The following is a 10,622-nucleotide window of genomic DNA, read 5'->3' as shown; positions in this document are numbered from 1 at the left end:
CGAAGTTGCCGATGCCGGCGGAGAGGTTCTGCACGTTGGCGAGGTTCGGGCCACCGAAGGGCGTGCGGCCACCCGAGCGCTGCAGGACGGTGGCGCCTTGCGCCGCCGTGTTGCCGATGCCCGCCGCGGTGTTGGAGACGTTCGCCATCGAGCCGCCGGGGAACAGCCCACCGGAGCGCTGGCCGACGAAGACGCCCTGCGAGGCGGTGTTGCCGATCCCGGCCGCCGTGTTCGCCACGTTGGCGACGTTCGGGCCGCCCAGCAGACCGCCACCGCGCTGCATGGTGGTGACGCTCTGGCTGGCGGTGTTGCCGATGCCGGCGGCGGTGTTCGACACGTTCGACACGTTCTGCGCCATGGCCGGGGCCGACAGCAGGGCGAGGGTGGCGAAGCCGGCGAGCAGGGAGGTGCGGATCATGGTGTGGTCTCCTGGGTGGGGCCGGCGCTGTGTGTCCGGCGCGTTGTCTCGATGACCGGACCCTACCGATCCGCGCCCAAGGCTGATGTGAGCCGGGCCACAAGGCGATGCACTTCCCTTCCCGCTCCTCTGCGGTCACGCCGCTGCGTTCGGCGTCGTGCGGCTTCCGGCGGCACTCACCTCCTGCAGGTCGAGCAGCACCCCGGCCCGGCAGAACCGCAGCAGCCGATATGGCGGGTAGTCGAAGCCGGCCGCTGGGTTCTGGTAGAGGATCGTCGGGCGCGACTCCAGGAAGCGGCGCCCGGCCTTCGCCTCGCTCCACTGCGGCGCCACCGCGTCGGAGACCATGCCCACCCACCAGGACGGCGCCCAGCGCGCCCAGGCCACCAGGCGCACCAGCCGGCCGAGCAGCGGGAACAACCCGCGCCCGCGCGCGTCGGGATGCGTCCAGCCGGCCGTGACGTAGGCCACCCGGCCGCGCGTCTCGAACGCCGTTGGACTGGCACAGAAGCACCGCTCCCCGGGCGCCCGCCGACCGCTGAAGAACGACAGGTCAGACAGCCGGTCGCCGAAGCTGGCCACGGTGCAGTCCACCAAGGCGGCGCCCTGCGTCGCCACTACCTCGCCGCGCTCATCGACAGCGCCGAGCCAGAACCAGTCCGAGCCGTCCGGCCTGCGCATCAGCGGCAGCCACGATCCGAGGTTGGCACGGTTCAGCGCCTCCAAGTCCTCCCACGTGGCGCTGATGACCGGCGTGACGCCGCGCCCCACTGCGGCGCTGCACAGAGCGTCCCGTGCAGCGTTCTGCAGCCCGACATGCGGGCCGGCCGGCATGGTCAGCGTCTCGACCAGGAACCGCGGGCCAGCCGGCACCACTGGCACCTCCGGCAGCGCGTAGCCCAGCGTCCGCAGATCGGCATTCGTCATGCACCCGTCCATCTTCACCACCCCGTTCGATTGACCCCTGACCGATGGAAGCGGAAGCGTTGCCGTTTTGTCCCGCGGTCCCATCGTAGGACGTGAGTCATGCACAGGCCGGCGGACGCATGGTCGTTGTGGCAGGCGTGGCGGCGCGTCGAGGAGGAGCGCGCCGCAGTGCTGGCCGAACTGCACGGCGTGGCGGCTGCCAAGCCTGCGGCCGTCCTTTGGGGGCGACGCCGCTACACTAGGGCGCGTATGCAAACCCGCGGCAGGTTGCAGATGCACCTGCCCGGAAGACCTATTGTCGTTTGAGCCCACTGTTGGCCTTAACATACATCGAGCGCAAGAGAGGTCGTTCAGCGCCTACCAGAACGCGAATAAGCCTAATGGTGCTCTGAGAGCCCGTTTGAGAACAACGGTTTGCCTGTTTTCCGTGTGGATGCGGGAGGCAGGCGATGTGGACGACGGCTCATCGAGCGAAGCAGGCGCGGCAGGAACGGCGGTCGCAACGGTACCCGACGGACCTGACGGACACGGAGTGGATCCTGATCGAACCCTTGCTGCCGCGCCCGTCCAAGACGGGGCGACGGCGCAGTGTCGATCTGCGGGAGGTTCTGAACGCCATCCGCTATCTGGCGCGCACGAGCTGCGGCTGGCGCATGCTGCCCAAGGACTTTCCACCCTGGCAGACGGTCTACTGGTGGTTCCGCCGTCTGGTGCGGCGCCTGCTGTTCCGCACCATCCACGATCTCGCCCTCATGCTCGACCGCGAGATCGCCGGCCGCGCCGCCAGTCCGACCGGCGCCATCCTGGACAGCCAGTCGGTCAAGGCGCCGAACGCTCCGGAACGGGGCTACGACGCCGGCAAGAAGGTCACCGGACGCAAGCGCCACATCGCGGTGGACACCGACGGCCGGCTGCTGATGGTTCGCCTCACCGCGGCCGACCTGTCGGATTCCGCCGGCGCCCAGCTGATCCTGGACGCGCTGCGCAAACGCTGGCCCTGGCTGCGCCACCTGTTCGGTGACGGCGCCTACGACCGGGGTCGCCTGCTCAGCAAGGCGGCCTTCCTCGACTTCACCGTCGCCGTGATCCGGCGCTTGAGCGGGCAAGAGGGCTTCCAAGTGCTGCCGCGCCGCTGGGTGGTCGAGCGCAGCTTCGGGTGGATGGTGCCTTGGCGCCGCCTCGTCCGCGATTACGAGGCTCGCATCGACGTCTCCGAGGGCATGATCTACGTCGCCATGGGCTCCATCATGCTCCGACGCCTCACAACCTGACCGCGACCCTCTCCGTTCTCAAACGGGCTCTTACGGCATACTCGTCGATGTTCGGCTCGTTCTCAGCGACGTAGTACTCGAACGGATTTTCAGTCAACCCGAAGCTGTCAACAAACGCCGGCACGACACATCCCCCAGTCAGAGTCTACCGTGGGTATGGTCTCGGGTTGCACGGTGATACACAAGCGAAACTGAGACGTAGCGCGCGCTGACTGATGGTACTGGTCTCGGGAAGTCGTTGGTGTCAGGTATCGCGTAGAGGTTGGCATCAGCACCACGACACATCATGCAAGTCCATACTGGCTGTAGGCCAGATTGATGCAACTCATACCGGCGGCGCTTGAACACTTCCATTGGGCGCCGCCGGTAAAACCCGGCAGATCAATACCGTAGCATTGATCGAGAGGGTCATACGGACGACGCCTTCAGGCGCCGGCCGTATCACATCGCCGCCACGATTTGCGAATCGCGATCCCAGCTCGCAATCGAGGTCAGCAACGCGGCACCAAGCAGGGCCTACGCTGTGCGCCATCCAGTGTGACAGGGATTGTGCCAGGACACTGTGCCAGAACAGGATCGGCGCTTCGCACCAACCTGTTGACAATGCTCACTTCCTTGGAAGTGGCGTCCCCAAGGGGAAGCGAGATTTTCAGCGGTTACCCGAACGATTCCAGAGGCTTAGCAACCGTCGTCGAACAGCTTTGTACCACCTGTTTGTACCACCATGCAAGGCGCCTTTCCTATCCCCTTCGGCGCATGTGCAAGCTCAAAATAAAGGAGCGCGACCACCAGGGCTAGCATTGCTGGAGGGGCTGCATCGCCTCGGCCATGTGGTCGTGGTCGACGACGTGAGGATCCCGGTGCCGGACCCCGCCACTCTGGCCGAACCGGCGTTGCCCTGCCCGTAGCCGCGTCCAGCCTCGCCACCAATCTTGAGGGCGTGATCCGGTTACGCTACATTCAGGCGTATCGCGTGTGCAGGAATGGAGGCTGGCGATGGCCGACAAGACCGCTGGGATCCGGGTGAAGCGTTACCGCTCCGCTCAGAAGAACGACCGCCGCATCCACCGTGCCGAGGTCCAGGTGCCCGTCGTGGCCCGCGCCGACATCCATTTCGTCGGCGAGCGCTACCGTGCTGCCCAGAAGCGGGCGCGCGACGCACAGCGGCATCTCGACTTCGTCCTGGGCACGATCAACGCTCCGCGGCCGAAGCCCATTGACGGGGAGACGTTGGTGCAATGCCTGCTCACCGAGCGGCCGGCACCGGAATGGCGTCCGCACATCGAGGCATTCTTTGACGAAGTCTCGGTAGAGTCGATCCACGACCTGGTGCTCGCCAAGGTTTTCACCTTCGAGGATCTGTACCGGGCGGCGCGCACGTGGAGGGTAACCGATGGCCGAGCAATCCCTTGGGTCCGGGAGATGGCGGACCTCGCACTGGCGAGACCTGCTGCGTGACACCATCCGGTTGATCGACTCCTTGAAGGAGCCGCCGGTGTGGACCTTCGGCGGAGGGACGGCGCTGGCCGTCCATCTCGCTCACCGCATCAGTTACGACATCGACGCCTTCGTGCCGAACTCCGACGTCGTCCGCGACCTGACGCCGGCGCGGAACCCGGTCACCCGGGAACTCCTCGGCGGGCGGAAGTTCGAGTATCCGGGCCAGTACCTGAAACTCAACTTGGCCGAGGGTGAGATCGACTTCATCGTCGGCGGCAGGCGCACCGAAGCCCCCTACACCGCGTGGGAGTTCGAGGGTCGGAGCATCTGTCTGGAAACGCCTTGGGAAATCGCCATCAAGAAGGTCTTCTACCGGCCGTCGACCTTCAAGGTGCGCGACATCTTCGACGTCGCCGCGGTGCTGGAACACCACCCCGACGCGCTGTGGACGACCCTTCCGGAGGTTGAGGACAAACTGGACAAGGTCATCGACCGTATCAGCCACCTGATGCCGGTATACGAGGCCAAGGCTGCCGACGACATCAACCCGACCGAGCATGGTCGCCGTTACATGGACCGGAGCGCACCCGAGAACGTCTTGGCGTTCCTGTCCGCCTGGAAAGCGGAGCCGCCTCCCCCGCTCCCGTCTCCCTAGCATTACAGTTGCGATGAAGCGGCCTCCCGCCTGTTGCCCCAGGTTTTGGGAGGTCGCCAGGTCCGCTATGGCCATCGAGGACCTGCTGGGGCTGTGGTCAAGCGAGTTGCGCGGTGCCAAGGCCCGGCTGCGGCCACTGTTCCTGCAGGGCCTGCACCGCGGCGTCAGCCGGCGCGTTCCTGGACGGGCTGCTCGGTCCGAAGCGGCGCAAGACCGGGTGGATGCGGGCTGAGGCCGCGGGCGAAACGGGGCCCTGGCGCCAGCAGGCCGTGCTCTGCCGCGCCTCTTGGGATGCCGACGCGCTGCGCGACGTCGTGCGTGACTACGTCCTCGACGTCCTGGCCGAGCCGGACGCCACGCTGGTCATCAACGAAACCGGCTTTCTCAAGCAGGGCAAGGCGTCCTGCGGCGTTGGGCGCCAGTACACCGGCTCGGCGGGCAAGATCACCAACTGCCAGATCGGTGTCTTCGCCGCTTACGCCTCGTCCAAGGGGCACGCCTTCATCGACCGCCAGCTCTCCCTGCCCAAGGATTGGACGGGCAACCCGGACCGCTTCGCCAAGGCCCACGTGCCGGAGAACGTGCGCTTCGCCACCAAACCGGCCATCGCCGCGGCCATGGTGCGCCGGACGATCACCGCCGGGGTGCCCTTCGCCTGGGTTGTACCGCGACCGGATCAGCGATCTGGCGGGGACGTTGGCGGATGCGGAGCGGCGGACGGAGGCACGCGATCTGCTGCGCCCGCTCATCGAACGGGTGGCGGTGAGGTTCAGCGGCACCGACACGCGGACGTTCGAGATGGACCTGGAGGGCGACATCGTGGCGCTGCTGACGTTGGGCCTCGGCGCGCATACGAAGAAGGCGGCGCTGGTGCGTCCGGCCTTCGGGAGAGGTCGTGTTCGGTAAAGGTGGTTGCGGGGGCGCGCAACCACCTATGTCGAACTCATCTCACGTGGGTTCGGCGTCGGAGAGACGAATGACGTGCGGGCACCCAACCACCGAGAATTGACGCTGCCATCGGTTTCCATTTGACGCGCCCGACGGCCAGCAGCTAAGGCACGCTCCTGACGCATGTGCCCCGATCAATCACGCACGGCTCGAAGCTGTCTTCCTCGCTGAGCGACCGCACAGCCAAAACTCGGCCCAGGAAATCAGGCAAGCTGTTCGTAAAGGTGATCCGCCTCAGCGGCGGAGAGGTCGCTGCCGGGACGAAGCGATGGTCCTTCCGCGACTCTGCTTGGCGCCGCCCTCCCGGCGCGTTCGCTACGCGCCTTGGAAGACCAGAGCCGTCATACGCTATGGTGAGGCGGCCCGTCCCGACCTCGGAAAGAACCACAGAGCCGACAGAGAAACTCATCAACGCCGTTGCCGATGATCCCTCTTTTGGAGGGGCATGCCTCCCGTACCCGCAATCAAAGAATTAAGGTCGCGCGGCTGCCCTTTTCGCTAGAAGTCCATGCCGCCCATACCGCCCATACCGGGTGCGCCGGTGGTAGCCTTTTCAGGCTTCTCGGCGACCATGGCCTCGGTGGTGACGAGAAGGCCGGCAACTGAGGCGGCATCCTGCAGAGCAACCCGCACGACCTTGGCGGGATCGATGATGCCGGCCTTGACCAGATCGCCGAACTGGCCAGCCTGGGCGTCGAAACCGAAGTTGACGTTCCCCTGGTCGGTCAGCTTGCCAAGCACGACCGAGCCGTCCATCCCGGCGTTCTCCACGATCTGACGCGCAGGCGCCTTCAGGGCACGGCGAATGATCTCGATGCCGACGCGTTGGTCTTCATTGCCCGGTTGGAGATGCTCAAGAACACGCGCTGCATAGAGGAGTGCCGTGCCACCGCCGGCGACAATGCCCTCCTCGACGGCTGCGCGGGTCGCATGCATGGCATCCTCGACGCGGTCCTTGCGCTCCTTCACCTCGACTTCCGATCCCCCGCCGACCCGGATCACGGCCACCCCGCCGGCCAGCTTGGCCAACCGCTCCTGCAGCTTCTCACGGTCGTAGTCCGAGGTCGTCTCCTCGACCTGCTGCTTGATCTGCTTGATCCGAGCCTCGATGGCCTCCTTCGCTCCCGCACCGTCGATGAGGGTGGTGTTCTCCTTGTCGATCCGAATGCGTTTGGCCCGCCCGAGCATCTCCACGGTGATGTTCTCGAGCTTGATGCCGAGGTCCTCGGAGATCACCTGACCGCCGGTGAGGATGGCGATATCCTCGAGCATCGCCTTGCGCCGGTCGCCAAACCCAGGCGCCTTCACGGCCGCCACCTTGAGCCCGCCGCGCAGTTTGTTGACCACCAGCGTGGCCAGCGCCTCGCCCTCGACGTCCTCCGCCACGATCAGCAACGGACGGCCGGACTGCACCACCGCCTCGAGAACCGGCAGCAGCGCCTGCAGACCGGAGAGCTTTTTCTCGTGCAGCAGGACATAGGCGTCCTCCAACTCCGCGATCATCTTCTCGGCGTTGGTCACGAAGTATGGGCTCAGATAGCCACGGTCGAACTGCATGCCTTCGACGATGTCGAGCTCGGTTTCCAGGCCCTTGGCCTCCTCGACCGTGATCACGCCCTCGTTGCCGACCTTCTCCATGGCGCGGGCGAGCATCTCGCCGACCTCCCGGTCGCCATTGGCGGAGATGGTGCCGACCTGGGCGATCTCCTCGTTGGTCGAGACCTTCTTGGCGCGGCTGCGGATGTCGGCGACCACGGCCTCGACGGCCATGTCGATGCCGCGCTTGAGGTCCATCGGGTTCATGCCGGCGGCCACCGACCGGACGCCTTCGCGCACGATCGCCTGGGCCAGCACGGTCGCCGTGGTGGTGCCGTCGCCGGCCTCGCTGCTGGTCTTCGAGGCCACCTCGCGCACCATCTGCGCGCCCATGTTCTCGAACCTGTCCGGGAGTTCGATCTCCTTGGCGACGGTGACGCCGTCCTTGGTGATCCGTGGCGCACCGAAGCTCTTCTCCAGCACAACGTTCCGGCCCTTCGGACCCAGCGTGACCTTGACCGCATTGGCCAGGATGTCGATACCCCGCAGCATCTTGTCGCGAGCATCCGCTGCAAAACGCACGTCCTTGGCAGTCATGGCTTTTCCCTCAAAAGGATTCACGTTGGTCGTGCTCTCAGTGACAGGAGGTTTCCAGCACGCCGAGGAGGTCCGACTCCTTCATGATCAGGTACTCGATGCCGTCGATGCGGACCTCGGTACCGGACCATTTACCAAACAGGATCCGATCGCCTGCCGTCACATCGAGCGGGTGGATCTTGCCGGCCTCGCCGCGAGCGCCGGGACCGACGGCTACCACCTCGCCTTCCTGGGGCTTCTCCTTGGCGGTGTCGGGGATGAGAATGCCCCCAGGCGTCCTCTCCTTGCTCTCGATGCGGCGAATGACCACGCGGTCATGCAGAGGGCGAAAATTCATGTCCTTTCTCCCATCGTTCTTTTGCCGTTTTCAGCAATCCTGATCCGAAAGCGCTCAGGCGCAAGTGGGAAGGGGTGGCACGACCTTGTTGCATCGAAGGCGATCGCACCTTGGGGCCGTGTTCAGCGACTTTCGATCCGATCAAGACATCCGGGTGAATAGGCCGCTCTTTGCTCGTCATGGTCCGGGCATGCGCAAATAGGACTCGCGCACCTCCACGTGACTTCCGGCCAGTTCGATGATGTAGAGCCATCCTTCGAGGCGACTTCTCCGGACACCCAGGATGAGCACCGCATCGCCCGTGGGAACCAGCACAACGGTCTGACCGCTCTGAAAACATGCCGCGGGCCCGCCAGCCATGCCTTCCGGACCGCGCTCCTGCAGGGCGTTTTTCATCCGGCTCGCGACGTTCGGCACGACGGCTTCCAGTGCCATGGGCGTGATGGAAAGCTCCCGCAAGCCGGGCCAAGCGCCCGTAGCGATGGTGTCGTGCCGCAGGAGCGCGACCTGATGGCGCGTCAGTGGCGTGCCGGGCAGATGTTCGGCGATCAGAGCCAAAGCCTGCCATAAGGCGAACGGCACCGGCACCGTTCTGATGCGGACACCGGTCGCATCGGCAATGGTCTGGAGCAGTTCCTTATAGGTGTAGACGCGCGGTCCGCCGAATTCGTAGCAGATACTCGCCGCTCCGGCCGAGCCGTCCAGAACGCGCGCAATCGCGTCGGCGACGTCGTCCACGAAGACCGGCTGGAGCCGGCTCCGTCCCCTGCCGAACATCGGGTAGAGCGGCAGGGTCCGGACGAGCTTCACCACGGTCGTCAAAAATGCGTCATCCGCTCCGAACATGACCGCCGGCCGGACAAGCGTCGCGTCTGCGAAAGCCTCTCTCACCGCCAGTTCGCCTCGCCCGCGCGCCTTGATATAGGGCGAGGAGGAGTCCGCATCGGCGCCAATGCCCGAGACGTGCACCAGCCGCTCCACGCCGGCCTCACGCGCTCGTCTGGCGATGCGCGCCGCTCCCTCGATGTGGACCGCGGTGAAGGTCTCCCGGCCGTGCTCGGCATAGAGGCTGACCGCATTGACGGCACCGTAGGCTCCGGCAAGGGCCGTGGTCACCGCGGCCTCATCCTGCACGTCCGCCGCCACCGCTTGCAGCCCCGGTTGGTCTGCCGGGAACAGCGTCTTGCCCCGTTCCGGATGCCGCGAGGCGGTCCGCACGGCAAACCCCCGGGCAAGGAGATGACGCACGATTCGGCGGCCGAGAAAGCCGCTCCCGCCGAAAACGGTGACGAGCCTCCAACAATCCGGGGCGCTGGGTTCGACGTCGCCCATCATAGCAGTCCTGAGAGGAGCCCGGCTCTGTTGCAACGGTTCGCGAACTCATGAGGGTACGGTCGCGCAGGGGCGGCCAAGCCGCGTGCCGCAGCTACCCGATCGTGTCCCAATAGTGGCGTTCGCTCTCAAGCTCGGTCTTCTCCTCGCCGATGAAGTCGACGCGTGAGATCAGCCCGACGACGCGCCCCTTGTGGATGACCGGCAGATGCCGGTAGCCACCATCTTCCATCATCCGGAGCCCCTTGAGTGCGGCATCGGTGGGGGAGATCGTGTCCGGACACGGCGTCATCACCTCGGCGAGGGTGACCTTGTCGGGATCGCGCCGTTCGGCTACGACGCGGCGGACCACGTCCTGCTCGGTGAGAATACCGTCCAGACGGTCCGTGGCCATGATGAGCACCGCGCACTGGTGGCGGGACGCCATCGCCTCCGCCGCCGCGTGGACGGTGGCCGAGGGCGGCAGGATCGCCACCTCATGGACGCGCATGACATCCTGAATCCTGCGTGTCATCCTGGTCTCCTTTCACGACTGATGGGACAGCCGCACAACAACAAATGGGGGAGGAACCGGAAGTACGTCATAGGAATAACGGGTATGTCTCGATTTGGTGGTATGGAACGGCGGACATGGCGCAGCCCCGGCCGGGTCCCGCCAACCACACGCCCCCGGCCCAGCAAAAACTAAATCACTGTGGCGATGACCGGATGGCGGTCCTGCCCCCCGCGGTATGGCCGCATCCGCCTGCCTGCGGGGCAGCTTGGCAACGATGGAGGATTACTTTTCCAGCACGTAGGTGCCGGGCGCGTCGGCGAGCGGGGGATGTGCCGCACTGCCCAGCGTCGGCGGCTTTCCTTTTCGACCCGAGCGTTCGGCCAGCCATGCCGTCCAGTCCGTCCACCAACTGCCGCTGTGCGCGGTGGCCTTCTCGCGCCACGCCTGTGCGGTCGCGCCGGGTTCCCCGGCGTCGTTGATCCAATAGGTGCCCTTGCCGCCGGGCGGGTTGATGATGCCGGCGATGTGCCCGCTCGACGCCAGCACGTAACGCACCGTGCTCCCCTTGAGCAGTCGGGTGACGCGCCACGCGGCATCCCAGGGCACGATGTGGTCCTTCTCCGCGCCGACCGCGTAGACGTCCTGCGGGATGCGCCCGAGGTCGA

At 65.9% G+C, this 10,622-nt stretch carries 10 protein-coding genes and 2 pseudogenes; 5 read left to right on the top strand and 7 right to left on the bottom strand.

All coding sequences use genetic code 11. The features are described 5' to 3' along the window. Both TSO221_RS23165 and TSO221_RS23160 read right to left on the bottom strand, forming a co-directional pair. The coding region (locus tag TSO221_RS23165) for a hypothetical protein (protein ID WP_109120887.1) at positions 1 to 418 on the bottom strand (418 nt) is incomplete at its 3' end. Between the two features lie 135 nt (positions 419 to 553). Then, a complete protein-coding gene (locus tag TSO221_RS23160) occupies positions 554 to 1,345 on the bottom strand; it encodes a hypothetical protein (RefSeq protein WP_109120886.1) in 792 nt (263 codons plus the stop codon). A gap of 449 nt (positions 1,346 to 1,794) precedes the next feature. On the opposite strand from TSO221_RS23160, the gene TSO221_RS23155 reads away from it, so the two are divergent. The 5 genes and pseudogenes from TSO221_RS23155 to TSO221_RS36050 all read left to right on the top strand — a co-directional run bounded on the left by TSO221_RS23155 (position 1,795) and on the right by TSO221_RS36050 (position 5,617). Next, positions 1,795 to 2,616 carry an IS5 family transposase gene (locus TSO221_RS23155; RefSeq protein ID WP_109120885.1) on the top strand — a complete coding sequence of 274 codons (822 nt, stop codon included), beginning with the start codon at positions 1,795 to 1,797 and terminating at the stop codon, positions 2,614 to 2,616. A 996-nt stretch (positions 2,617 to 3,612) separates the two neighbouring features. Further along, positions 3,613 to 4,074: a hypothetical protein gene (locus TSO221_RS23150; RefSeq protein WP_109120884.1), complete on the top strand. Its 462-nt coding sequence runs from the start codon at positions 3,613 to 3,615 to the stop codon at positions 4,072 to 4,074. Between the two features lie 10 nt (positions 4,075 to 4,084). After that, positions 4,085 to 4,711 carry a nucleotidyl transferase AbiEii/AbiGii toxin family protein gene (locus TSO221_RS23145; protein WP_158284192.1) on the top strand — a complete coding sequence of 209 codons (627 nt, stop codon included), beginning with the start codon at positions 4,085 to 4,087 and terminating at the stop codon, positions 4,709 to 4,711. A gap of 13 nt (positions 4,712 to 4,724) precedes the next feature. Next, positions 4,725 to 5,373, top strand: a pseudogene (locus tag TSO221_RS23140) (IS701 family transposase); the annotation flags it as partial. Continuing rightward, positions 5,372 to 5,617 (top strand): hypothetical protein, encoded by a 246-nt coding sequence (locus tag TSO221_RS36050; RefSeq protein WP_199229589.1) that lies wholly within the window; start codon positions 5,372 to 5,374, stop codon positions 5,615 to 5,617. The pseudogene TSO221_RS23140 and the gene TSO221_RS36050, both read left to right, overlap by 2 nt. 540 nt (positions 5,618 to 6,157) lie before the next feature. Here TSO221_RS36050 and groL read toward each other — a convergent pair. From groL to TSO221_RS35600, 5 genes and pseudogenes are all read right to left on the bottom strand, one after another. Beyond that, a complete protein-coding gene (gene groL, locus TSO221_RS23135) occupies positions 6,158 to 7,792 on the bottom strand; it encodes a chaperonin GroEL (protein WP_109120882.1) in 1,635 nt (544 codons plus the stop codon). A 37-nt stretch (positions 7,793 to 7,829) separates the two neighbouring features. Beyond that, a complete protein-coding gene (locus TSO221_RS23130; protein WP_109120881.1) occupies positions 7,830 to 8,129 on the bottom strand; it encodes a co-chaperone GroES in 300 nt (99 codons plus the stop codon). Positions 8,130 to 8,306: 177 nt separating this feature from the next. Next, on the bottom strand, positions 8,307 to 9,461 hold the full coding sequence (locus TSO221_RS23125) for a complex I NDUFA9 subunit family protein (RefSeq protein WP_109120888.1): 1,155 nt from the start codon (positions 9,459 to 9,461) through the stop codon (positions 8,307 to 8,309). A gap of 94 nt (positions 9,462 to 9,555) precedes the next feature. Beyond that, entirely contained in the window at positions 9,556 to 9,975 is a 420-nt protein-coding gene (locus tag TSO221_RS23120; protein ID WP_109120880.1) for a CBS domain-containing protein, read from the bottom strand. Positions 9,976 to 10,239: 264 nt separating this feature from the next. Next, positions 10,240 to 10,622: pseudogene (locus tag TSO221_RS35600) on the bottom strand (class I poly(R)-hydroxyalkanoic acid synthase); the annotation flags it as partial.

Origin of the sequence: Azospirillum sp. TSO22-1, assembly GCF_003116015.1 — a bacterium.
GTDB lineage: Bacteria > Pseudomonadota > Alphaproteobacteria > Azospirillales > Azospirillaceae > Azospirillum.
This window is presented reverse-complemented; position numbering and strand designations above follow the sequence as displayed.

Excerpts from the sequence above, each read along its gene's own strand:
- TSO221_RS23160 (WP_109120886.1), bottom strand. The coding sequence starts at position 1,345 with ATGACGAATGCCGATCTGCGGACGCTGGGCTACGCGCTGCCGGAGGTG.
- TSO221_RS23155 (WP_109120885.1), top strand. The coding sequence starts at position 1,795 with ATGTGGACGACGGCTCATCGAGCGAAGCAGGCGCGGCAGGAACGGCGG.
- TSO221_RS23150 (WP_109120884.1), top strand. The coding sequence starts at position 3,613 with ATGGCCGACAAGACCGCTGGGATCCGGGTGAAGCGTTACCGCTCCGCT.
- groL (WP_109120882.1), bottom strand. The coding sequence starts at position 7,792 with ATGACTGCCAAGGACGTGCGTTTTGCAGCGGATGCTCGCGACAAGATG.
- TSO221_RS23130 (WP_109120881.1), bottom strand. The coding sequence starts at position 8,129 with ATGAATTTTCGCCCTCTGCATGACCGCGTGGTCATTCGCCGCATCGAG.
- TSO221_RS23125 (WP_109120888.1), bottom strand. The coding sequence starts at position 9,461 with ATGGGCGACGTCGAACCCAGCGCCCCGGATTGTTGGAGGCTCGTCACC.
- TSO221_RS23120 (WP_109120880.1), bottom strand. The coding sequence starts at position 9,975 with ATGACACGCAGGATTCAGGATGTCATGCGCGTCCATGAGGTGGCGATC.